The sequence below is a fragment of the Bacillus sp. REN16 genome, assembly GCF_020731355.1.
GTDB lineage: Bacteria > Bacillota > Bacilli > Bacillales > Bacillaceae_L > Ferdinandcohnia.
In genome coordinates this window covers 207531-231797 of sequence record NZ_JAJFZK010000005.1, presented here as the reverse complement: position 1 = coordinate 231797, position 24267 = coordinate 207531, and the positions used below count along the sequence as shown (strand labels likewise).

19 protein-coding genes are annotated in these 24267 nt (G+C 39.7%); 1 reads left to right on the top strand and 18 read right to left on the bottom strand.

The features are described from left to right. Positions 1–198: 198 nt before the first annotated feature. The 16 genes from LKW28_RS08425 to flaG all read right to left on the bottom strand — a co-directional run bounded on the left by LKW28_RS08425 (position 199) and on the right by flaG (position 21333). Positions 199–3351 carry a glycoside hydrolase family 2 TIM barrel-domain containing protein gene (locus LKW28_RS08425; protein WP_229139909.1) on the bottom strand — a complete coding sequence of 1051 codons (3153 nt, stop codon included), beginning with the start codon at positions 3349–3351 and terminating at the stop codon, positions 199–201. A 93-nt stretch (positions 3352–3444) separates the two neighbouring features. Then, a complete protein-coding gene (locus LKW28_RS08420) occupies positions 3445–4278 on the bottom strand; it encodes a carbohydrate ABC transporter permease (protein WP_229139908.1) in 834 nt (277 codons plus the stop codon). Further along, the gene (locus tag LKW28_RS08415; RefSeq protein WP_420708839.1) at positions 4278–5144 is read right to left on the bottom strand and encodes a carbohydrate ABC transporter permease; all 867 of its coding nucleotides are present in this window, start codon (positions 5142–5144) and stop codon (positions 4278–4280) included. The genes LKW28_RS08420 and LKW28_RS08415 overlap by 1 nt, the downstream gene beginning before the upstream one ends. Before the next feature lie 71 nt (positions 5145–5215). Further along, positions 5216–6484, bottom strand: coding sequence for an ABC transporter substrate-binding protein (locus LKW28_RS08410; protein WP_229139907.1), 1269 nt, complete (start codon positions 6482–6484; stop codon positions 5216–5218). A gap of 209 nt (positions 6485–6693) precedes the next feature. Continuing rightward, positions 6694–7704, bottom strand: coding sequence for a LacI family DNA-binding transcriptional regulator (locus LKW28_RS08405; protein ID WP_229139906.1), 1011 nt, complete (start codon positions 7702–7704; stop codon positions 6694–6696). A gap of 210 nt (positions 7705–7914) precedes the next feature. Then, a complete protein-coding gene (gene mgrA / locus LKW28_RS08400; RefSeq protein WP_229139905.1) occupies positions 7915–8910 on the bottom strand; it encodes an L-glyceraldehyde 3-phosphate reductase in 996 nt (331 codons plus the stop codon). Between the two features lie 61 nt (positions 8911–8971). Beyond that, the gene (locus LKW28_RS23230; protein WP_420708849.1) at positions 8972–9553 is read right to left on the bottom strand and encodes a methyl-accepting chemotaxis protein; all 582 of its coding nucleotides are present in this window, start codon (positions 9551–9553) and stop codon (positions 8972–8974) included. 1360 nt (positions 9554–10913) lie between these two features. Beyond that, positions 10914–12015 (bottom strand): peptide chain release factor 2 gene (gene prfB / locus LKW28_RS08390; protein WP_229139903.1). Its coding sequence is split into 2 segments (ribosomal slippage): positions 10914–11942 and positions 11944–12015, totalling 1101 coding nucleotides; the frame shifts between segments, so codons are not numbered across the junction. Between the two features lie 116 nt (positions 12016–12131). Beyond that, complete coding sequence (secA, locus tag LKW28_RS08385; RefSeq protein ID WP_229139902.1) at positions 12132–14642, bottom strand: preprotein translocase subunit SecA; 2511 nt, start codon at positions 14640–14642, stop codon at positions 12132–12134. Positions 14643–14827: 185 nt separating this feature from the next. Further along, positions 14828–15895: a GGDEF domain-containing protein gene (locus tag LKW28_RS08380; RefSeq protein ID WP_229139901.1), complete on the bottom strand. Its 1068-nt coding sequence runs from the start codon at positions 15893–15895 to the stop codon at positions 14828–14830. Positions 15896–16040: 145 nt separating this feature from the next. Continuing rightward, positions 16041–16598, bottom strand: coding sequence for a ribosome hibernation-promoting factor, HPF/YfiA family (hpf, locus tag LKW28_RS08375; RefSeq protein WP_229139900.1), 558 nt, complete (start codon positions 16596–16598; stop codon positions 16041–16043). A 453-nt stretch (positions 16599–17051) separates the two neighbouring features. Next, positions 17052–17957 (bottom strand): hypothetical protein, encoded by a 906-nt coding sequence (locus LKW28_RS08370; protein WP_229139899.1) that lies wholly within the window; start codon positions 17955–17957, stop codon positions 17052–17054. 151 nt (positions 17958–18108) lie between these two features. After that, positions 18109–18459: a flagellar protein FliT gene (locus LKW28_RS08365; protein ID WP_229139898.1), complete on the bottom strand. Its 351-nt coding sequence runs from the start codon at positions 18457–18459 to the stop codon at positions 18109–18111. Beyond that, positions 18459–18860 carry a flagellar export chaperone FliS gene (fliS, locus tag LKW28_RS08360; RefSeq protein WP_229139897.1) on the bottom strand — a complete coding sequence of 134 codons (402 nt, stop codon included), beginning with the start codon at positions 18858–18860 and terminating at the stop codon, positions 18459–18461. The genes LKW28_RS08365 and fliS overlap by 1 nt, the downstream gene beginning before the upstream one ends. Before the next feature lie 16 nt (positions 18861–18876). Next, positions 18877–20949, bottom strand: a complete 2073-nt coding sequence (gene fliD / locus LKW28_RS08355; RefSeq protein WP_229139896.1) for a flagellar filament capping protein FliD — start codon at positions 20947–20949, stop codon at positions 18877–18879. A gap of 15 nt (positions 20950–20964) precedes the next feature. After that, on the bottom strand, positions 20965–21333 hold the full coding sequence (flaG, locus tag LKW28_RS08350) for a flagellar protein FlaG (protein WP_229139895.1): 369 nt from the start codon (positions 21331–21333) through the stop codon (positions 20965–20967). 152 nt (positions 21334–21485) lie between these two features. Here flaG and LKW28_RS08345 point away from each other — a divergent pair, with 152 nt between their 5' ends. Continuing rightward, a complete protein-coding gene (locus tag LKW28_RS08345; RefSeq protein WP_229139894.1) occupies positions 21486–22439 on the top strand; it encodes a hypothetical protein in 954 nt (317 codons plus the stop codon). Between the two features lie 443 nt (positions 22440–22882). Here LKW28_RS08345 and LKW28_RS08340 read toward each other — a convergent pair whose 3' ends face one another. Both LKW28_RS08340 and LKW28_RS08335 read right to left on the bottom strand, forming a co-directional pair. After that, complete coding sequence (locus LKW28_RS08340; RefSeq protein WP_420708848.1) at positions 22883–22981, bottom strand: flagellin; 99 nt, start codon at positions 22979–22981, stop codon at positions 22883–22885. Positions 22982–23340: 359 nt separating this feature from the next. Continuing rightward, a complete protein-coding gene (locus LKW28_RS08335) occupies positions 23341–24198 on the bottom strand; it encodes a flagellin (RefSeq protein ID WP_229139893.1) in 858 nt (285 codons plus the stop codon). Positions 24199–24267: the final 69 nt, after the last annotated feature.

Sequence of the window (24267 nt, the reverse complement as noted above, 5' to 3'; positions counted from 1 at the left end):
GACTCGTTTTGCGATTTTCTTTGAGAACTTGTCCCAATCAGGGTTCCATTCAGACAGAACTATCAACTTTTATACTTAGCTTGTCCGAATCACAGCCGTATTCCGCAACTTAATCCCCGCACGCCAATCCTTCTGTCCAAATACAAAAAAATGCCCACCACCACAGGAATGAAATCCCATGATGGCAGGCGCCACTGCTTACATCATTTTACTTAACTCAATTGGTGAGTACTCTCTTTTTGAAAAGGCACGGAAGCTGACTGTGAAATGGAAGTCCTCATTTTTTAATTGGTATTGTTCGAGAACGCCTGGTCCACAGCTTGCGGATCCTAAGCCTTGCTGCTTGTGATCAATGTTAAAGGTGATCACATCATCCTTCACTAAATCATAGGTATGGTTCGCTTTTTCAAGCGTCTCAGTTGAATAATAGCTTGCACTAAAATCAAAGCTAGGCTGTCCTGCAACTAATAAACCAACACCTGAAAGGTCTGTTAGCGATGCCCATCTCACTTCATGTCGATTTCCATTATCCTGAGGAACGACATATGAAGTTTGGAGCTCATCTACTGTCTTAGACCAATTCCCAACGCGATTCGCTAGCTTGCTGTCGGAGTAAGACTCGCCTGGCCCTCTGCCATACCAATCGACTTGATCCAGCTGAGGTTTTAATTTCATTTGAAGTCCGATCTTAGGTAATGTAGCTGAAGCCTCGCCTTGTTTTATTCCGTCCACAGCAATCGTCATTGCCCCGTTTTTCGTGATAGTGTACGTCATTGTGTTATCATAGCCCCATGCATGGACAGGAGGAGCTGTTCGAGATCTCACGTAAACCTTTACTTGATCGTTTGTTGGCGATACTTCATGTTCAACAGCTTGGACACGAGTTTGCATGTGATGCAAACCGAATTTTCTCCACTCTGGTTCTTCCTTTTTCACACTAAATTCCTCTAAGCCTAGCTTGTCATTATCAGTTGGTGCTCGCCAGATGTTGATCTTCGGACCTTGATCTACTAATTCAATTCCCTGGTGCTTCCACGACTCAAGGACTCCGTATATTTTATTGAAGCTATACGCGAAATTCTCTCCGCTTACTTCAAGCTGAAGGTCTGTTTCATTAACAACTAAAGGACGATACACATGATTATCCTTTGCTTCCACACTTTCACGAACAGGCAACTCAAATTGAGCCCATGCCACTTCATGCCCTGCATTCGCCCATTTCGTTTCTGTCGTTTGATTAAATTGAACGTTTAGCCAGTAATCAGTATTTGCTTTAATTAAGCTCGGCAATGTAAATGGAATTGAGATTTCACCCGACTCACCTGGATAAATATCAGGCATTTCTACCACTCCACTACCTAATACTTTTCCATCTGCAACTAAGGTCCAGGAAAGACCGAGGTGATTCAATGTACTAAAATTGTACAGATTGTGAATGCTGACGGTACCCGCGTTTAGATCAACCGCTTCGACTCTCACAGGTTCAATCACCTTTTTATACTCTAATAGTGCTGGAGATGGAGTGCGATCTGGCATGACAAGTCCATCAATAACAAATGTGCCGTCATGCGGGGTTTCCCCGAAATCACCGCCATATGCAAAATACTCCTCGCCATCTTCTGTGTATTGACGAATTCCGTGGTCTAGCCATTCCCAAACGAATCCACCTTGAAGGCGTTCATACTTATAAAATAAGTCAAAATACTCTTTGAATCCACCAGGTCCATTCCCCATGGCATGTGCATATTCACATAAAATATGTGGCTGAGCTAAATCAGTTCTGCTGCCTAATTGCTCCATAATCGCATGAGGAGTATACATGGTTGAGAACATGTCAGCCGCTTCATGCAGACGTGTCGGGTTATTCTTTTCCTGAGTCATGATGAAACGGGTTTCCCCTTCATAATGAACAAGTCGTGTTGGATCCTTTTGCTTTGTCCACTCCGCCATCGCAATATGGTTTTCGCCAAAACCTGATTCATTTCCTAGCGACCAAATCAGAATTGATGGATGGTTTTTATCACGTTCAACCATTCGCTTAATTCGGTCAAGGTAGGCATCCTTCCACTCTGGGTCCTGACTTAATTGATGCGGTTTCCCGATTCGATCAAATCCGTGACATTCTAAATCCGCCTCATTAATAACATATAATCCATATTCATCACATAAATCGTAAAATCTTGGGTCGTTCGGATAATGCGCTGAACGTACCGCATTGATATTATGCTGCTTCATCAGTTTGATATCTTTAATCATCCAGTCAAGCGGAACAGCACGTCCCAGGTCAGGATGATGGTCGTGGCGGTTGACCCCTTTAAAAAGAACCGGTACTCCATTCACCTGAATTAAGCCATCCTTTAGTTCCACCTGTCTAAAGCCAACCTTACACGGAATGACCTCCACGATATTGCCTTCGTTGTCTTTTAACGTCATAACAAAGGTATATAAATTCGGAGTTTCGGCGTTCCATTTTAAAGGATTTTTTACTAGAATACTAGTATCCAATTTTGTTTCAGCAGCCCCACCTAACAGCAATGCTACTTCCCGTTTCGCTTCTTCAATCTCTTTGTAGTTTTCATCAAAAAGCTGAAGCTCTAACTTGTACTCTTTGACACTTCCAATATGTGAATGGATCAAGGATTCAAGCTGAAGCTCTGCATCCTGATAGGCTTCATCCAAATTTGTTTTCACAAAGAAGTCATGAGTATAGACCTTTGGTTTTGCTAGTAAATACACATCTCTGAAAATCCCGCTTAACCACCACATGTCCTGATCTTCAATATAGCTTCCATCTGACCATTGATAGACTCTTACTGCAATCGTGTTATTTCCTTCCTCGACAAACTCTGTTACATCGAATTCAGAAGCCATCCGACTTCCTTGGCTGTAGCCGACAAACTGACCATTGATCCATACATGAAATGCACTATCGACCCCTTCAAATCGAAGAAAAACAAGGCCTTTAAGCATTTCATCTGTCACATAAAAATCGCGACGATAGGAGCCTGTTGGATTTTCAGTTGGAACAAAGGGAGGATCGACCGGAAATGGATATTGAACATTTGTATAATGCGGATTTCCATACCCATGCAGCTGCCAGCTTGAAGGAACCTGCAAATCATCCCAATTGCTAGTATCATAGTTTTTATCATAAAAAGAAGCTGGAGCATGTTCTGGTGTTTCGGCGTAATGAAATTTCCACATACCATTCAATAATAAAAATCCATGTGCACGGCCTCTATCAAAGCTAAGCGCATCCCCCATATTATGATAAGACATAAAATAAGAACGATCTTTTATTCGATTCTTTTGAAGTACATTCTGGTTCTCGTAATCTTTAAGTTGTAGCATACTGACCTCCAAAAGTTAATTTTGGGACAAGGGAGCTGTCCCTCGTCCCAGTATTTTAGTGAAGTAGGACAGTGAACCTGCCCCCTTGACCCATTATTTTATCGCGCTTCCCAGCATTCCCTGGATGAAATGCTTTTGTAGGGCAAGGAAGAAAATGATAATTGGAATAGTTGCGATTAAAATTCCGACATTGATTTGACCATAGTCGATGATTGAAACACCTTTTAGACTTGATAACGCAACTGGGAATGTATACATATCCGTTGTTGTCGTTACAACCAATGGCCACAGAAAGTTATTCCACTGTGACAGGAATAAGAAGATCGAAGTTGCAGCAAGTGCCGGTTTCATAGACGGGATGACAATCTGGAAGAAGATTTTCATTTCTCCCGCTCCATCCATGCGGGCCGCTTCAATTAATTCTGTTGGAAACGCCATAAAGTTTTGCCTCATTAAAAAGATGGCAAAAGGTGTACAAACGGTTGGTAAAATAAGCGCAATATACGTATTTAGTAATCCGTAATCAGCCATCATCCGAAACTGAGGAATCAGAAGGGCTTGATACGGAATCATCATCGATAATAGAAACGTTGTAAAAATAAATTTATTCCCTTTAAAATGAAATTTCGCTAGTGCATATGCAGCCATCGTTGATACCATCAGTGCCAATATCACATAAACACCTGAAACAAACACGGAATTAAACAATACCCGCCAAATATTGATGCTATTATTTAAGTTTGTAAAGTTCGTTAAAAATTGATCTCCAAACCATAATGTCGGAGGATTTGAGAACATTTTACTTGTATGATTTGTTGCACCAACTAGCATCCAATAAAATGGGAAGATTGAAATCACGATACCAATCAGCAGGAGAAGATAAAGACCTGCTTTTCTCGAAAATCTTGATGTCTTATTTTCCAGCATTATTTACCATCTCCCGTTACTTTAGACTGAATGAGTGATAGGACTGCAACGATGACGACCACTACATAGGCAATGGCAGAAGCATAGCTAAAGTCATAGTATTGGAATCCATTTTTATAAATCATTAATCCTAGTGTTGTTGTTGAATCTCCAGGTCCACCTTTTGTTAGGTTAAACGGTTCATCAAATAGCTGTAAAGTTGCGATTGTCGATATAATTGAAGTGAACAAAATAATCGGCTTCAACTGTGGAACTGTAATCGAGAAGAATTGTCGAACCTTTCCTGCACCATCCATGGAAGCAGCTTCATACGTTTCCTCTGAAATATTCTGCATTGCTGCAAGATAGATGACCATGTTATAACCTGTCCATCTCCATGTCATCGCAATAATAATCGAAACCTTCGCCCAAAATGGATCATTTAACCAAGGAATAGCGTCAATTCCAATCAGTGATAAAAATTGATTGAAGATACCTTTGTCCATCAAAATGATTGAGAACAAAATAGAATATGCAACCAATGACGTTACAGCTGGCAAAAAGAATCCTGTACGGAAAAATCCCTTAAATTTCAATAGCTTACTATTTAATAACGCTGCTAGTATGAGCGCGAAAAATATCATAATTGGTACTTGAACAATGAAGATGATAAATGTATTGAATAGGGCTTGATGGAATGTTGTATCTTTGAATAATCGAATATAGTTATCAAGTCCAGTAAATACGTATACTCCACCCTCAGATGTTTGAAAGCTTAAAATAAATGAAGAAATGATCGGGTATACCGTGAATATAAGAAATAAAATGAGCGCTGGGGCTAAAAATAAATACGGTGTCCATTTTGTTCTGTTTATTTGATTCATCATGTTGTCAAACCCCCTTAATCATGGGAGAGGTAATGAAAGATGTCCTTCATTACCTCGATTTGGTAGATTACTTATTTCATACGATTTTCAATATTTTTCTTAGCCTGTTTCATCGCTTCGTCCGCGCTTTTTCCATTCAACGCTTCACCTTGCGCTTTTACAATTTCATCACGAGCGATTGGGTCATTTTTTGTATAGATAATCGTTGGAATCTTGTCCATTTCGTCAGCTAAGAAACGCCAGATTTTTTGATTTCCGAAGAATGGCTCTTCTGCATCAAACATTTCTGATTCGAAAACAGGTGCATAGGTAGGGAATAATCCGCCTTCCATTGCAAGTTCTTGTGCCTCAACACTTGTTGTAAACCATGATAAGAAGTCATATGTTTCTTCCACCTGATTACCAGTTGAAGGAATCACAAATGAGCTACCACCTTGAACAGATGAACGTGATCCGCCTTCCTCATGTGCTGGTAACGGCATTAAGCCCCACTTACCTTCTGTCTCAAGTGCTTGTTGTTCAATTGTTCCAACTAGCCAACCACCTGCAATAACAGATGCAGTCTCTGAGTTTGCTATTGACGTTACCCATGCATCCCAACCCGTAACACCGAGAAGAGCATCCTTGTCATGCAAACCTTTCAACACTTCAAGTGCAGTAACAGAAGCCTCACTGCCAACAGTCAAGTTATTATTCTCATCATAATAGCCTTCACCTTGCTGGTTTAACATGATTGTGTATTGGTTCGCATCTGCTTGGTCAAAGCTTAGCATTGCTTTACCTGTTGCCTCTTTAACTTTTCCGCCAGCTTCAACATAGTCATCCCATGTTTTGATGTCGTCCGGATTTACTCCAGCTTCTTCGAAGATATCTGTACGATAAAATACAGCCGCTGGGCCAGTATCAAATGGCATTGCGTAGATATTTCCATTTTTTGAAACAGCCTCTAATTTAAAATCCGGGAAATCATTCTTAAACTCATCAAACCCGAGTTCACTTAAGTTTGCAAACGCCCCTGGGAACGCTTCTAATTTCCCTTGTAGTTCATCATCTGTTTGAAGCATTCCATCCGGGAGGCCTTTACCGCCAGCCTGCAATCCTGTGGTTGTTTTACTTTTAATATCCTGACCACCAGTTTCAACAATTTCCACTTTAAAATCTGGATGATCCTTTTTATAAATTTCCGCAGCCTTTTCTAAGACTGGAACGTTAATATTATTTGCCCAGATTGTAACAACATCATCAGCTGCGCCACCTTGACCGCCACCCGAACTTCCGCAAGCAGTAAGTAAACCAGTAAATACAACTCCTGACATAAACAAGCCGAATTTGTTTTTCATAAAAACACCTTCCCCTTTTTAGTAATTTGTTTACTGATAAAATCATAGCACTTTTAACTAAACATGTAAACGTTTAATTTGAGTTATTTTACTAAACATATATTTGATTATTACCCTTTTGTTTACCATTTTTCCCATTCCTTAACAACACCCTTATTACTTTCTCCATAAAAACGCATTTTGAAGACAAAAAAAATGAGCCAGCTGGCTCACTTTTTTTCTTCAATTGATGGTGTGCTTTTTCGAAAAATGGGTTTTCCCTGAATATATACGGTTTTCGCAGTTGTTCTATTTTTTGTTAACCTTTCCTCGACTAGATCCAGACCAGTTTCACACATGGTAGGAATATCAATATGGAAGGTTGTTAATGGCGGGGAAACATATTTCGTTACACTGATATTATTGATACTAAAGAATGCGACCCTTTGCGGTATTGGAATTTGCATCTCATTAAATGCTTGAAGGGCCCCGATCGCAAGCGGATCTGTCGCCACGACAAATGCTCCCGGAAGGTCATCTCCCATTTCCTGAATCGCTTTCATCGCTGCCTTGAAGCCATTCTTTACGGTACTTGAAGGTACAATCAAGATATCTTCTTCTCTTAATTTATTTCGTTCCCGTTGATAGTTTCTAAACGTAATCTCCCTTAATTGCGGAATCGGTTCATTTGTTTCAATGTCATAATCATCAGCACCAATAAACCCGATACGGTCATAGCCTAGATTTTCAAAAAACTGAATCATGTATTCTGTCATTAGCTTCAAATCCGGCAGGACCGAATCCAGATTTTGAGGGTCTCTGCTTGTATTTAAAAACACGCCATGAGGTGTAATTTCCTCTAAGTATTTGATTTCTTTATCGGTTAATTTTCCAATTGCAATGAATGCGGTCGTATTCTTCTCAACTTTTTCAATACCTTCATCTTTGTTATAACGAATCAGTTCAATTTTCCGTTCCTTTGCTTGCTTTTCAAGCTCCGTCCGAATCCCCTTAAAAAAAACATCCTCAAGTTCTTCTTCGTTGGATATCCAGTATAGGAAGGCGATATTGTTAAGCTGGGTCGTTCCTTGTTTCTTTTTATATCCCAATCCATCCGCAACCGCTTTAATTTTATCCCTTGTTTCGTCACTTACAGATAAATTCAGATCATTATTTAGAACCCTGGAAACCGTCGCAATTGAAAAGCCAGATTTTTGCGCGATATCACGAATCGTGGCCATATTATTCTCATCCCTTCCGTAATTCCTATACTTATATAGTATACAGAAATTGGAGTAAAGTAAACATTTTTAGTAAACATTTTTATTTTTTACTGAGACAGCGGGGGCAATGTCCCAAGATTTTAAGTTAAAGTGCAAAGACCTCAAATAAAAGAGGAGCAACCTAAAGTATAGGTTACTCCCCTTCTATTATGCGCACTACTAGTATGACTAGTTTTGGGTTAGAATATCCTCAATTTTTGCTAATTCTTCTTCGGTGAATTCGAGATTATTTATAGCGGCTACACTATCCTCGACCTGGCTCACTTTGCTCGCCCCAACCAAGGCAGATGTGACACGCCCTTTGCGCAGAACCCAGGCTAACGCCATTTGCGCTAGACTTTGTCCTCTTTCGGATGCAAGTTCATTCAGACTTTGGATTTTATGTAAAACATCCTCTGTAATTTGATCTTTTTGAAGAAATGTATTTTGCTTGGCAGCCCTTGAATCATTCGGAATGCCTCCAAGATATTTATTTGTTAACAAGCCTTGCGCCATCGGAGAAAAAACGATCGAACCCACGCCATTTTCAGTTAACACATCCTGCAATCCGTCCTCAATCCATCGGTCAAACATCGAATATCTTGGCTGATGAATAAGAAGAGGTGTACCTAGCTCTCTTAAAATACGAACCGCTTCCAGCGTTTGAGTCGGACTGTAATTGGAAATTCCAACATACAATGCTTTTCCTTGTCTTACGATATGATCAAGGGCGCCCATTGTTTCCTCAAGCGGAGTGTTCGGGTCTGGACGATGAGAATAAAAAATGTCCACATACTCAAGGCCCAATCGCTTTAAGCTTTGATCAAGGCTTGAAATCAAATACTTTCTTGAGCCCCAATCTCCATACGGACCTTCCCACATATGATAGCCCGCCTTCGTGGAAATCACTATTTCATCACGATATGGTGCAAAATCAGCTTTCAACATTTTTCCAAACATTTCTTCAGCACTGCCTGGTGGCGGACCATAATTGTTCGCCAAATCAAAATGGGTAACTCCAAGGTCAAAGGCCCTTCTTAATATAGCTCGTCCATTTTCAAACGAGTCTACACCTCCGAAATTATGCCACAATCCTAAGGAAATCGCAGGTAGCTGCAATCCGGACTTTCCAACGCGATTATACTTCATTTCACTATAACGACTTTCACTAGCTTGGTAGACCATATGTATTTCGCTCCTTTATTTGGATAGATGCCCATTGTCTTTTGTTCAGAGGGACTGGTCCCTATTTTTCTTTAAAAATCTCCATCAGTTCAGCGGTGGCGTCGTCTGTGTTTTGGACGTAGGAGACAAGGTGCTGCATTTGGCCGTTTTGGTTTTCGATGGATGCTGTGATTTCTTCAAGTGATGCTGTTGTTTCCTCAATGATGGTCGCGAATTCACTGACAGAGGTTTCGATGGAAACCGTTGATTTCCCGATTTCATTTGTTATTTTTTCGAAATGCTTCACAGCCTCATTTAGCTCGGAAACGGTGTCATCGATTACGGTAAACACACCCTTTGTGTCCTTCGTAAGCTTAACACTTTCGTCCATCTTTTCAGCGTTTTCCGCCATTTGTTTTTGTGTTAAGGTGGTGCTTTCGTTTACTTCTTTTAAATTTTCCGCGATGAGATTTGCTGTGTTCGATGTTACCTCAGAAAGCTTCCGAATTTCAGCCGCAACAACAGCAAAACCTTTTCCACTATCACCTGCACGGGCCGCTTCGATTGAGGCGTTTAGTGCAAGTAGATTTGTCTGTGATGCGATTTCCTGAATACGATCCGTAAATCTATTTGTCTCGTTTATTTTTTCAACAAGCAGATTCATTGTTTCAGACATCGAATCTACGGATTCATGGAAGTCCGTGATTTTTGTGAGTAACAGGTCAATCGTTTCATTTCCATTGTCAGCTGCCTGATTCGTATTTTCCGTCTGGATGCTCAGGTGGTTTGACCCTTTTACAAGCTCCTGAACGACCCGGTTCAGATTCTCAATCGATTCGGTAATCGTTGACGCTGATTCGTTTTGTGTATTCATTCCCGACGAGATTTCAGAAACCGCAATGGTCATTTCGTTAAAGGAATGCATTTGCTCCTCCCCTTGGCGGCGGATGTTTGTAATGTTTTCGCTGATCGTTTGTGAGCTTCCCTCAAGCTGGGCTGCATGTTGCTTTCTCATTTCCAGCAGCTGCTCGGTATGCATATGCGTTGCCTGAATATCCTGAGTCAGCCTTCCAGTTACAATGCTCTGGAAAAATAGGGTCGCAATAATAACCGTAAAAATTAAATAATAAATGATAAGCTCCTTCGGGGTATAGCCAAACTCCGATCCCTTTGTCAGGAAAAACAGAACAGTTATCAAGACGGCGCAAGCGACACCAAAGAATAGTGTTTTCCGCATATTGTAGATTGCAACCGTTGTCAATAAATATAACGGTAAAAGGACAATTGGCGCAGATTGCGAGCTAGACATAATGACAAACAGAACCACCGAAATCCCGATCACTGAAAAATAGGGGGTCTGGTTTAAAAATAGATTCCTAGCAATTAATAAGTGCAGGATTGATAGGAAAATCACCCCGCCAATTCCGATCGTTAGAATCATTTGAAGCGGCTGCCCAATTGAAGCCTCAACAACAATGGCCAAAATGACAGAAATAAGTGAAACAAGACCGACCAATTTGTTTTTTCGAATAAGATCCTCTCGTTTTAGCTCTTCAATGGATAAAATCTTTTCATTCATAAGGTAGTCCCCCAATTTTGATATCTACCTCTATTTTACAGTTTTTTCATAGAATTGAATATAGATATGTTTATAATCTTAATCGCATAAAAATTGAAGCTGACAGACGGAGAAATTTCCCTTATTTATGAAATGGCACTGATAATAGCTTATATAGACGGAGAGATTCCGGTTATTGACTCGAAAAACGTGAAAGTGGGTCGTTTTTATTTGTTTAATCGGAAAACCTCCGTTTATTTTTTTCTAGTTCTATTAGAATTTGTATCTATCAGTCGCACTTAATTCTGCCATTCTAGTGTTATGGCTAATAAATAAAATTTACGGCTGATAGCTACTACTTTATGGCCAATAATTTTTATTTATGGCTGTTAGCCACTTTTTTCGGCTGATAGCATGTTTTGCCAATTAAAAAGGGGCAGCCCCACGGCTGCACCTCCCAAAAAAGTTAATTCAATTTCGATCTCAAATATGCATCAATAAATATGTCAATATCGCCGTCCATGACGCTTCCGGTGTTACCAACCTCCGCATTTGTCCGGTGGTCTTTGACCATGGAGTACGGGTGGAAGACGTAGGAGCGAATTTGGCTGCCCCAGCCGATTTCTTTTTGTTCGCCGCGGATTTCGTCCAATTCAGCTTGTTGTTTTTCAATCTCAAGCTGGTACAACTTCGACTTCAACATTTTCATGGCTTGTTCGCGGTTTTTGATTTGTGAACGTTCATTTTGACACGTTACGACTGTATTGGTTGGGATGTGCGTAATACGAACAGCTGAGTCAGTGGTATTGATGTGCTGACCGCCTGCCCCACTTGCACGGTACGTATCGATTTTCAAATCTTCGTTTCGAATGTCAATTTCGATGTCATCGGTAAACTCTGGCATAACCTCACAAGACACGAATGAAGTGTGACGGCGACCTGATGAGTCAAACGGTGAAATCCTAACCAAACGGTGTACTCCTTTTTCAGCCTTCAAATAGCCGTAGGCATTGTGGCCTTTGATTAAAAGGGTCACACTCTTAATCCCGGCTTCATCTCCAGGAAGATAGTCCAATGTTTCTACCTTGAATCCCTTTTTCTCGGCCCAACGCGTGTACATGCGAAGTAGTAAGGAACCCCAGTCCTGTGACTCTGTTCCACCAGCACCTGGGTGGAGCTCTAGGATCGCATTATTTTTATCATAAGGCTCGCTTAAAAGAAGCTGCAACTCAAAATCACTTACGCTCTTCGACAATTCCTGAATTTCCTCATCTAGCTCTGCTTGTAAATCGGCATCTGGCTCTTCCTTCACAAGTTGATAAGTAAGCTCTAAATTTTCATAAGAATCATTTAGGTTTGTAAATTCAACTACCAGGTCCTTTAATGCATTTGCTTCGTTGATCACCGTTTGCGCGGCATTCTGGTCATTCCAGAAGTCAGGCATTGACATCATTTCATCAAGCTCGGTGATGCGCGCTTGTTTGGCCTCTAAGTCAAAGAGACCCCCTGAAGCCCGCTAATTTCTTAGCCATTTTGTCGAGTTCATGCTTAATATCTACTAATTCCATAAAATTTCCTCCAAGATGTAAATTCTTCTTTTATATCTTACTCATTTTCGGGGGATTAGTCCCGTTTTTTTCGAAAGAAAAGGTGAGTAGCTTGGCTCTCACCTTTTCAACAATTATTATTGACCATGACAATTCTTGAACTTTTTACCACTGCCACAGTAGCAAGGATCATTACGGCCGATGTTAACTGCTTTTTGAACAGGGCGTTTCTTTGGCTTTTCTTCGCCGCCTTCTTTTGGTTGAACGGCATGCCCCTTCGCCACTTCTTCACGCTGAAGATTGCTGCGGATTTGCGCCTTCATTACAAACTTCGCAACATCATCCTCGATCGAAGCAACCATGTTTTCGAACATCGCAAAGCCTTCGAAATTGTATTCGCGAAGTGGGTCATTTTGACCGTATGCACGTAAATGAATCCCTTGACGAAGCTGATCCATTTGGTCAATATGGTCCATCCACTTGCTGTCAACGGCACGAAGTACGACAACGCGTTCAAATTCACGCATTTGTTCTGGTTCAATTTGCGCTTCTTTTTCATCGTAACGCTCTTTTACCTTTTCAAAAATGAGCTCGGACATTTCTTCTGGCTCTTTACCACGAAGGTCATTCTCTGTCACGTCGCCCTCAAATAAAAGATTCGCATTGACATAATCAATGATTCCTTTGTAGTTCCAGTCTTCCTCCACCTCATCCTTAGGCGTTTGAGCGTGAACGACACGGTCAAGAGAAGATTTGATCATACTTTCTACAACATCACGTAGATTCTCAGAAGCAAGAACCTCATAACGCTGTTTGTAAATAACCTCACGTTGCTGACGAAGCACATCGTCATATTGTAAAAGCTGTTTACGCGCATCAAAGTTATTACCCTCAACACGTTTTTGCGCAGACTCAACCGCTTTTGAGACCATCTTACTTTGGATTGGCTGGGAATCATCCATTCCGAGACGCTCCATCATATTTTTCATATTGTCAGAACCGAAACGGCGCATAAGCTCATCTTCCATCGACAGATAGAACTGAGTCACACCAGGGTCCCCTTGACGACCAGAACGTCCGCGAAGCTGATTATCAATACGACGGCTCTCATGGCGCTCTGTACCAATAACGGCAAGTCCGCCAAGATCCTTCACACCTTCGCCAAGCTTGATATCGGTACCACGGCCGGCCATGTTTGTCGCGATTGTAACCGCACCCTTTTGCCCAGCATTCTCAATAATTTCAGCCTCACGTGCATGGTTTTTCGCATTCAAGACATTATGTTTTACGCCTTTTTTCAATAAAAACTTCGAAATGATTTCAGACGTCTCAATCGCAACCGTACCAACTAAGACAGGTTGTCCCTTTGCATGGCGCTCTGCGATATCATCAGCAACCGCACGGAACTTCCCTTCAATAGACTTATAAATCAAATCAGGACGGTCATCACGAGCAATCGGACGGTTCGTTGGAATCACGACAACATTCATATTGTAAATGTTGCGGAATTCCTCTTCCTCTGTCTTCGCTGTACCCGTCATACCTGAAAGCTTCTCATACATACGGAAATAGTTTTGGAACGTAATCGTCGCAAGTGTCATACTTTCATTTTGAATTTCAACGCCTTCCTTCGCCTCAATCGCTTGGTGAAGGCCTTCACTATAACGACGCCCCTTCATCAGACGACCGGTGAACTGGTCAACGATCACGATTTCCCCTTCGTCCACCACATAGTCAATATCACGATGCATACTTGCATTCGCTTTTAACGCTTGGTTGATATGGTGAATCAAGGCTACATTTGCAATATCAAATAGGTTTTCAATACCGAACACACGCTCAGCCTTTGAAATCCCTTCTTCAGTAAGCTGAACACCTTTTGTCTTTTCATCATAGGTGTAGTCTTCTTCTTTTTTAAGAGTCGTTACAAATCCGTTCGCCTGCACATAGAGTGAAGTCGATTTTTGAGCGGAACCGGAAATAATCAACGGTGTACGCGCCTCATCAATTAAAATCGAGTCAACCTCGTCAATCACAGCAAAATAAAGCGGACGCTGTACCATTTGTTCCTTATACAGAACCATGTTATCACGCAGATAATCGAAACCGAACTCATTGTTCGTACCGTACGTAATATCAGCGCGGTACGCTTCAATTTTTTCATCACGAGACATGGAGTTTAAGTTCAACCCAACCGATAGACCTAAAAACTCATAAAGCTGGCCCATCTCATGCGCATCACGGCTAGCAAGGTATTCGTTGACTGTAACAACGTGAACGCCTTTACCAGTGATCGCATTTAAATAAACAGGCATTGTGGAGGTTAACGTTTTACCTTCCCCAGTCTTCATCTCGGAAATATTTCCCTCATGCAGGGAAATCCCCCCCATGAGCTGCACGCGGTATGGGTGCAGACCCAACACACGCTTTGCACCTTCACGAACAACAGCGAAAGCTTCAACTAGAATATCATCAAGTTTTTCACCTTTCTGGTAACGTTCCTTGAACTCTTCGGTTTTGTTGCGAAGGGCTTCATCAGAAAGCTTCTCCATCTCAGGATGGAGTGCATCAATTTTATCTGCGAGTGTTTCCAAGCGCTTGATTGTGCGTTTGTTTGGATCAAAAACTTTGTTTAAAATTCCAAGCATTATGTACGCTCCTCTATCGTAAATTCGCATCAGCCAATCGGCTGACTGATATCCAAAAAAAATATAAATCAGACCTTAACGAAATATCTTCTATTTTACCACTAAATAGGACAAGGGTAAAATATTATCGGGTTTCGTGATTAGTGCCATTTCGACAAAGACGAAAAAAGTACCCCTAAGGATACTTACATCGCATAACTAATTTGATTTCGGCCATTTTGCTTTGACGCATACAAGGAGTTATCCGCTTTTTCAATGGCTTGATAGAGTTTCGTTGCATCCTTGAGTTCCGCAACCCCAATTGACACAGTGATGTTCAGCTTCTTGTCTTCGGCATAAAAGGGAGTTCGCTCTATCCCACTAAGAATGCCAGAAACAAGATTCATCAGCCTTTCCTTCGAATCCACCTCTAAATACAAAATAAACTCCTCACCCCCATAACGTCCAAGTACGGAACAGTGTGTCGGAATAAGATTCGAAAGTGTTGCTGCCACATTTTTTAAAACCGAATCACCATTAAGGTGACCAAACGTATCATTAATCTTTTTAAAATGATCAATATCAATCATCACGATATATGCAGTACGTGTGCTCGACATTTTTTTAATCCGATTCTCAAAATAACGCATATTATAAAGCCCGGTCAAAGGATCACGTTCCGCATAAAACTTGAGTTTTCGCTTTAACACCACTTCCCTGTCCAGCTGGGAAATGAAAAAATACAAGATAAACGCAGACAACTGCAGTCCAAAAAACCGCACAAGATAAATTTCACGAAACACCTCTAGACCATTCGGCACAAGAAAAAGAATCGGCAGGTCCGATAACAGCCAGCTCGCCGTCATTAAGAGAGCCAACGAAATCGGGCTAGGCATCGCCCTATCTTTTTTATGAAAAAGAAGAGCCAGTAACACAGGGAATGTCATCCCAAACAACACGCCCGGCAAAGCTCCCGCTCCTCCCATACCGAGCCTCCAGCTAACCGCAATCACAAGTGCAGGAATCGCATGCTTCCATCCCAACAAAAGGGAGAACACCACCAAAGGAACAAGACGAAGATCAAATAGGTACCCCTCATAGCGGATCGGCAAATAAAAGAGAAAAATGACGCACGCCGAGGTAACAATAAGAACGCTCATTGAAAATAGATACTTGTTGATCGACTTTCGATTCGACACCAAACTGCTCATGCATAAATACATGAACAAAATGATCGCAATATTGGATAGAGTGGGTTGTAGAATATTTGTCATAGGTATCCCTGCTTCATGTAAGAATCGGTAGGCTTGTACTTGTATTATCTATGATGGAAAACGTTTTGGCTATGGGGGTTTTCCCCTATTTTTCTCAAAAAAGAGGCAGCCTAATGGATTAGACTGCACTCTTTGGATTCGTTATTTAGCTAGGTTCAATGATGCCGTATTTGCCATCCTTACGGCGATATACGACATTGGTAATATTCGTCTCAGCGTTAGTGAAAACGAAGAAGTTGTGGCCAAGCATATTCATTTGCAGAATTGCCTCTTCACTGTCCATCGGTTTCAAATCAAAACGCTTCGTACGAACTAATTCGTAATCCTCATCCTCTGCTTCCTGAACCGCTGTTGCAGTGCCAGCTCCACCATTAGCAAACATTGTTTTGGTAGAACCCTTTTCACGAAGCTTACGGTTGACTTTGGTTTTATGTTTACGGATTTGACGCTCAAGCTTATCGGTCACAATGTCGATTGCCGCGTACATATCCTCATTAGATTCCTCTGCACGAAGTAACAGCTGAGGCATAGGTATCGTTACCTCTATTTTATGATCCTTTGCATTATTCACTTTTAAATTAACATTTACTTTTGAATCTGGAGTGCCGTCAAAATAGCGTTCAAGCTTGCCTAGTTTCTTCTCCACATATTCTCGCAATGCTGGAGTTACCTCAATGTTTTCACCACGAACGTTGTAATTCATACATGAACTCCTCCTTTAAACTCTAATGCATTGGACACAGCCAAGACCCTGTTTAGGGTAACCAACCTGTGTAACAATATAACCCTTTTTAATTTAAGGTTATATGTACTAATTCTACACACCCCTCCCCAATTCCTGCTTTTTTTTCTAGGAAATTTGAAGAAATTGTGAAATTGTAAACATTGTAAAGGAAACGGCTTGGGTGTTAGAGACAGGTACATCGTCCAGCAGAAAACGGACATAGTAATCCCAAATTCTCCTCCTGTTTGCTGTTAATGTAAATTTGTAAACAATATGTGTAGGTGTAAAAATATATGCATGTCTAAGGCGAGTTATGAATGGTACTTGTGTGGTTTCTTAGATGGAGTGCTTGAAGGATCCTTCAGTAGTAGTATGTCCAAAATATGGGAGGAATATTGGGGATTTCGGGAAAAAATAATGGTACCCTCCATTTTATAACCTTTTAATTAATTTTAATATTTCATCCTTTTCTATGCCCGTCATTTTATTGATCACTTCAACTGAAAATCCTTCATTTACCATGTTTCGGGCTATTTCGTATGACCTTTCGACTTTCCCCAAATTTTTTCCTTCTTCTACGCCCTGCTTTTTGTAATATTTCGCAAATGAAGTGTCCTCAATTGATAATCCCATTTCTAAAGCCTCCTTTTCAATAAATGGATAGATTTCTTCTGCTAGTTTGCCTGATTCTTCTTCTGGTAATACTAAAAGATGGTCAATAAAGACCAATAACATTTCAACTTTTTCCCGAGGATAATCATACTCCTTAAATAAAAGCCGAACCAACCCTTTTTTATATTCAAACTTTTTAATTGGATGATTCTTACCTTTAATTAAATATAGTCCAGCAAGGATAGCCAATGCAAATGGATTTCTAGATTGTAGTAACTCTTTTTCATTTTGATCTAAAATTTTGTAGGTATTATATGTATAGGTAAGTTCGGTTCCAAAAAATCGGGTACAGTAGTGGTCGGGCTTAAAGGTTGGGGAAGAATCAGAATATATCGCTAGGGTATAAAGATCTTGATCATATCTATCCAAAATTCGATAGTAGTACTGGAACATCCTTTTCGGAAAATCTTCTTCACGGTCTCCTTGAATTTCAATATGTATTAAAATCCATTGTTCCTTCCCATCTTTTAACTTCACACCAATTAGTTTGTCCACTTCCCGATTTTTCGAAATGGCATCAGGATAAATTTTGTGAAATTCTTGTTCTTTGTGTTCGGGAGGGTGTGAGAAGTCTACCATTTCATAAAGATCAGGGGCAAAAAATAAGAGGAATTCTTCGAAGAGGTCTGAGATGACGGTTTTCCATAAATAATCATAGTCTGGCAATACACATCAATCCTTTCTTTTTTCAGTATATCATAATAATTATTATTGGAAATAAAAATCTTTATGACTGATAGTAACAAATGTCGAGGGATTTTCTTTATGAATTTTATTTATAAAAACGATATGCCATCCGGTTAAAGATGGCATTCCCCTATTTCTTCTTATCAAAAAACATCCCATCAGCAGGGGCTGATTGATAGGGATTAATGTATTTTGTTGTGGATGTTTTACGCTTCTTTTGATTCGCAATGTCCTGTTGGATATCATTTTTCAGGGATTCAAGTTTATCATCAATAAAGACATTCATTTGGACTACTTCAGTACCGAGTTTTTGTTCTTCCTCTGTGTAAGGAGGTTTGATGTCCGAGATGAGCTGCTCGCGCTCATCCAGAAATCTATTGATCGCTTCGATCAACGCATCTCTTTTTTCCTGCTGAACAGGCTCACTCAACAATCCGTGTAATTCCTTCGTGATCCGATATAGCTCAACTAATGGATTCACTAGATTTGTCCACCTTGACCATGCTGGCGCTGGCGGTTTACTTGGATAACCTGCTTCCATGTGTCGCGGAAGTCAGTTACAAGGCCTTCAACCTCAGCTAAAATTTCAAGGTCATTCTTAAGATTCACTTCCATCAAACGACGGTTCATGTAATCATACATCGCCATCATGTTTTTGGACACTTCCACATTCATATCCAATGTCACCATGAACTCACGAATGATGTTTTGCGCCTTTTGAAGGTTAGTATTTTTTTCTTGTATATTGTTTTCCTCAATCGCTTTGCGAGAAAGTTTAATAAACTTTATGCAACCATTATAGAGCATTAACGTAAGCTCACCTGGTGATGCAGTTGTAACTGAATTTGATTGATAGGCTTGATATGGATTTCCGATTGCCATTTTACGTTACACTCCTTTAAAAGCTAAATTGCTGCATGAGGTATGCAGATTGTTGATTAGCTCGTTGTATTGCTTTTTCCATTGCAGTGAATTGGCGCCAGTAGCGGTCTTCGATTTGGACAAGGCGGTCTTCGAAACGGTCGATACTATCATCCAAACGGTCAAGGTTCTTACCGATTGTGTATTTCTGTGTTGTCCAAGTGGATTTTCCAGCGCGCTCACTTACCTTGTCCATTGTTGCAGTTAAACTATCATATAGACGATTAACGAGACCTTTTTCAGCATAAGTACTTCCATCTGCTGTAAATAGTTTTTCAACTGCCTCCGGATTCTTTTCAATTGCTTCTTTAAGTTTCGCTTTATCAATTTCTAACTTCCCACGATCCATATAATTAGCCGTGGTTTTTATCCCAATACTAGCTAACTGATTGAAAGTAGAATCAACCGAAAGATTCGTTACTGGTGAATACAAATCCATACGGAATTGATTTAAACCACTCGATAACATGGAATCACGTCGGATCAAACCACTCTTCGCTTTTTCCTCCCAAAGCTCAGCCTCTTTATCCGATAATGCTTCCCGCTCTTCACTTGATAACGGTTGATAACTACGATAACGTTCTTCATTCAATTTTTCGTTAATTTTTGTTATGGTTTCATTGTATTTTTCAACAAAATTAACGATGTTATCTACAACTGTATCCGTATTTGTTGTGACCCCGACGGTTACAGGAGTATCGAATGTATCCTTTAATGTAAAACTTACACCATTAATCGTAAAATTATTGGAATGACGTTCCGTGCTTAGTCCATTGATTGTAAACTCTGCGTTATTACCACCGGTTTCGGTAGATGCGCTAAACTGCAAGACATTATTTAGAAAATCGCCTGTGATCTTGATTTCATCACCAGCTGTATTAAAGTTTCCTGTTTGAGACCGTGTCAAAGTAACCTGACCTTTAAAATCATCGTAAAATGCATTCACACCAACAGATGAACTACTAATTCGGTTCATAATACTTGATAATGAACTTGACCCTTCCACAGAGAATGTTTCTTTAACCGATTCCCCATTTTCATTGAAGGTTTCAAGACCAAATGAAAAATAGTTTTGTTTATAATCGGCCTTGATGATATCGCCCTCTGCAAGGCTTGTTGAAAATGTTAGTTTACCTGTTTCTTGATCAACTAACACATACCCCGTTTTATCAGTCATTGCCTCCCAATCACTAGTAGAATAGATTGGAGTATAAGTAGTTTCTCCACCAGCTTTAGTAGTAACCTTTATGGACATCCCCTCAGTTGATAAGGAACCCTTTGAGAGCTGGAAGGTAGTATTAGGATTCGTAGCCGTATCAGATGGCTTTGGTACTGTTATTTCTTGTGAGTAGTTATCAATAAAATAATCAACTGAAACAGTGCTACCTTTTTCAATATTATTTGCAAATGTTAATTTGGGATTATCAATGTTAGTTCTGTCTAAAAATACAGTATTCTCATTAAGCTTGGTTGGATCAGTTACGACCGTATAACTTTTTCCATTTACCTTAACTTGCATATTATCAATCGATTCTTGATCAATCTTTATATTCGTATTACTAAGGTTTACAGTTTTACTAGGCTCAGTAATTTTTTTTGTTTCCTTTACAAGTCCGCCCTTTTTCCAATTAAAGCCGGTATTATCGAAATTAGCCTTTTGACTCCAGATACTTGCATTCGTATCAAAGGAATCTTTATCCTTTCTTATATCCCCAGCATTTACCTTTGTAGCTGCTGTCGCAAGCTTGTCTACCTTTGATAGTGTGTATGCCACATTTCCAGCAGCTGCACTTGCTGTTGCCGTAACCTTACTTTCATTTGAAGATGTTGTATTTTTCGCACGATATGTGGAAGAAAGCTTCATATTAAACGATAGGTCACGTAACGAAAGGAGTAGAGAGTTCATGCTACGGTAATCATCACGCTGCCATTCAAGTACCTGCTTTTGTTGATTCATTTTATTCAGTGGAATCCGCTCGGCCTTCATTAAATCCTTCACGATCTGGTCAATATCCATTCCACTTGCCAATCCACCAATACGCATATTCATTGGTGCTCACCGCCTTTAAATCTTTTTATCTACAACAAATCCTAGAAATTCCGTCATCGCTGCATAAATATCTAATATTTTCTTAGAAGGAATTTCCCGAACAACTTCATGAGTCTTATCGTTTACGATTGTCACGTAATATTCATTAAGTTCCTCATGGAGTTCAAATTTTAATGATGTGTTATTGGGTTCTAAAAATTTATTCAGGCTGTCGATTACCTGTTTAACGTTGTCTTTTGGGTCTTCCTTTTCACTCTGGTTTAATTTTTGTTGAGGGACAGAAACACTTTCCCCTTTATTTTCAGTTTCATTTGATATTTTTCGTTGAAAGTAGTCTGTGTTGAAGTTCATCGTTGTACTAGAAGAGATTTTATCGATAGACATATCATTTCCTCCTAAACGAACGGACCTTTATTAGTTATATCGGCATGTCGAAGGAAATTTTAAATTAAATTAAGATTTTAATAATTAAAGAAAGTGGTATAATAAAAACACAGGAACATACGTTCCTAACTATGCCATTTGAGGTGAATTTGATGGATGTCAATTTAATTGAGTATCTTATTCAAAACTATGATCCCAGGCTATTAGAAATGTTAACAGGAAAGCTTCTAGGGGATGGCAATATTTTAATAGAAAAAAATAAATCACCACGATTTAGATTTGGACATGCTAGAAAAGACCGTTTATGGTGTTTAACTAGTTACCAAAGCCTAGGGGAACACATTAAACTTAGCCCGCCTAAATTCAGAAGAGTTTTTGATGATCGTTTAGTGGCTGGTCACTCAGACCTTTATTATGTTCAATCCACTGTTGACAATTTGTATGTTTTGTTAAAAAAGATATGGTATCCCAACGGAGTGAAAAAGGTACCATTTCATTTAATAAAGTGGGTATTGTCACCATTATGCTTAGCATGGTGGTACCAAGATGATGGCAATTTAAAAATAAACAAAAACAATCCAGAAAAAATAGTTATTTCAACAGAATCATTTTCTATCGAAGAAATTAAATTTCTTAAAGGTCTAATACAAGAAAAATACAATGTTTTATTTATCATTGATGGCAAGAAACGACTTGTCCTTTATGATAAACCATCCATCTTATATTTCTTATCAATCATAAGGCCGTATATTGTAATCAAGCGTAAGGATATGTTTCAAAACAATATAGACCCAACTATTTTCCCTCCTCACCATAGAACATCACTATATATTTCATCAGAACTTAGCTTTGAGATGCCAACAAGTGATATCAAACTAATTTTACATACAATGATAAATGAAATTAATAAAAACATTAATATTAATGATGTTTACAATTTTTATATTAACAATTTGCGCAATGGAAATAAACAAACGAATTCATATCAAATTGAATTTAACAGAGAGGAATTGTGTTATTTAGCATTCTTCCAAAGTAGCACGGGCTTTACTAAAGGAGAAAGTATCGAGTATTTCGAGTATCTTAGAACTTCAAAAGTTAACTAATTTGACATAATCATAAACAATTTCAAAAACATTGGCTCCAGAAAAACATCTGGAGCCAATAAAAGGTAATATTAACGAAGAAGTTGTAAAACTCCTTGTGGTTGTTGGTTAGCTTGCTTTGCCGCTATGCCTTTCGGTCACAGAATAGACTATATCTTCATCCATGGTTTTCATGGAGCTGGGCACTTCGAACAGCTTTTGCTGCCCTACGAGATTCATAGTCATAGCTTTTGCCTTAGACCGTACTTCTCTAGTCGTTGAACCTTCTCCATCCTTTCGGAACAGGAGCTTGGCTGCTGATTATCCATTGTTTCATCTTCATCATTTTCAGACCTGCACGCTTACCGTTTCCAGTTACGTTGTGGTTGATGAAGCTTTAGAAAGTTCCAGCAATTCACCCAGTTATCCTCTAGCCCGTTACCAAGCTAGACGCCCTTCAATCATTATCTCAAGAGTTGTAGAACTCCTTGAGGAATCTGATTCGATTGAGCCAACATTGCTTGTGCTGCTTGAGAAAGAATAGAATTCTTAGTTTGGTTCATCATTTCTTTCGCCATCGTGCGAACATTTGCTTTCACAAATGACTAGACTATATCTTCACCCTCTAAGTTTCTAGTAGGGGTCGGGCACTTCGGATTCACAATGCTGATGACCATTGTTTCACCTATGGATTTCATCATCATAGCTTTCGCTTTAGATGGTATATCCTAGTCGTTGAACCTTCTCCACTCTTTCGAGACAGAAGATTGGCTGCTGATTGCCCAATCTTTTCTTTTTTCAAACCATCACGCTTGTCGTTTCCAACTACGTTGTGGTAAGAAAAGCTCTAAGGGTTTTCCAGCAATTCACCCGATTATGATCTCTAGCCGTTACCAGCTAGGACGACTGTGCTTGTTACTGCTTAAGCAGCTAAAACATAATCTACGTCACGGATACGAGATTCCGCTGCCGTTAGGTTTTCAGAAGAAGTGTTTAAGTTATTAATCGTGTGATCTAAACGGTTTTGGTATGCACCTAGTTTAGAACGTTCACCAGAGACATCCTTAATTGCTTGGTCAATTACAGCTAAATTATCATCGAATGATTGACTTGTTACGTTAACACCATTTAATGCAAATGCAGGTGTAGCAGACGAACCTAGACTACTTGCACTCATATCAGAAATAGATATAGTTAGTGTTTGGTTACTATTTGCTCCGATTTGAATTTTTGCACTGGAGTTAATAGAAGCATCCTCTTCAGTAATAAGCGTTTTAGCATTTAATGCTAGCTCACTAGCATCTGATCCAAATGTGCCACCCTGTTTTAGTGTGATTTTTACACCTAGCTTATCGAAGTCTAATACTGTACCAGCAGTAAATGCTCCAGCGGTTCCAACAGTAACCTGTTGAGTTGTTGTACCGTCAGATAAAGTAATCGCATTGGAATCGTTTGTGTGACCAAAAGTATACGTTGTTCCAGCTTTTGCGTTTGTAACATCTACATCATAACTAAGTGCCAGTGTATCTAAAGTTCCGTCATCTACCGCATCAAGTTTAAGCCCAACTTTACCTTGTAGTAAGTTCTTTGTATTGAATTCCGTACGTTGAGCAATTCCATCAACTTCTTGAACTAATTGACCAATTTCTTTTTGAATTTCTGCGCGGTCATCAGCTGTATTTGTATCATTATTACTTTGAACTGTTAATTCACGCATACGTTGAAGAATATCATGAGTCTCGTTTAACGCACCTTCAGCTGTTTGAATTAGAGAAATCAACTATGTTATCGCAGTGGCTTTTTATCCTCTGCTTCTTTATGTTTCCATAAAGTTCAGGTCATATCTTCA

Bases quoted from the DNA above. Each gene is read 5' to 3' on its own strand.
- hpf (WP_229139900.1), bottom strand. From the start codon at position 16,598: ATGAATTACAACGTTCGTGGTGAAAACATTGAGGTAACTCCAGCATTG.
- LKW28_RS08410 (WP_229139907.1), bottom strand. From the start codon at position 6,484: ATGAAAAACAAATTCGGCTTGTTTATGTCAGGAGTTGTATTTACTGGT.
- flaG (WP_229139895.1), bottom strand. From the start codon at position 21,333: ATGTCTATCGATAAAATCTCTTCTAGTACAACGATGAACTTCAACACA.
- fliD (WP_229139896.1), bottom strand. From the start codon at position 20,949: ATGAATATGCGTATTGGTGGATTGGCAAGTGGAATGGATATTGACCAG.
- fliS (WP_229139897.1), bottom strand. From the start codon at position 18,860: ATGGCAATCGGAAATCCATATCAAGCCTATCAATCAAATTCAGTTACA.
- LKW28_RS08415 (WP_420708839.1), bottom strand. From the start codon at position 5,144: ATGATGAATCAAATAAACAGAACAAAATGGACACCGTATTTATTTTTA.
- LKW28_RS08340 (WP_420708848.1), bottom strand. From the start codon at position 22,981: ATGAACCAAACTAAGAATTCTATTCTTTCTCAAGCAGCACAAGCAATG.
- LKW28_RS08425 (WP_229139909.1), bottom strand. From the start codon at position 3,351: ATGCTACAACTTAAAGATTACGAGAACCAGAATGTACTTCAAAAGAAT.
- LKW28_RS23230 (WP_420708849.1), bottom strand. From the start codon at position 9,553: ATGAATCTGCTTGTTGAAAAAATAAACGAGACAAATAGATTTACGGAT.
- LKW28_RS08380 (WP_229139901.1), bottom strand. From the start codon at position 15,895: ATGACAAATATTCTACAACCCACTCTATCCAATATTGCGATCATTTTG.
- mgrA (WP_229139905.1), bottom strand. From the start codon at position 8,910: ATGGTCTACCAAGCTAGTGAAAGTCGTTATAGTGAAATGAAGTATAAT.
- secA (WP_229139902.1), bottom strand. From the start codon at position 14,642: ATGCTTGGAATTTTAAACAAAGTTTTTGATCCAAACAAACGCACAATC.
- LKW28_RS08405 (WP_229139906.1), bottom strand. From the start codon at position 7,704: ATGGCCACGATTCGTGATATCGCGCAAAAATCTGGCTTTTCAATTGCG.
- LKW28_RS08420 (WP_229139908.1), bottom strand. From the start codon at position 4,278: ATGCTGGAAAATAAGACATCAAGATTTTCGAGAAAAGCAGGTCTTTAT.
- LKW28_RS08345 (WP_229139894.1), top strand. From the start codon at position 21,486: ATGGATGTCAATTTAATTGAGTATCTTATTCAAAACTATGATCCCAGG.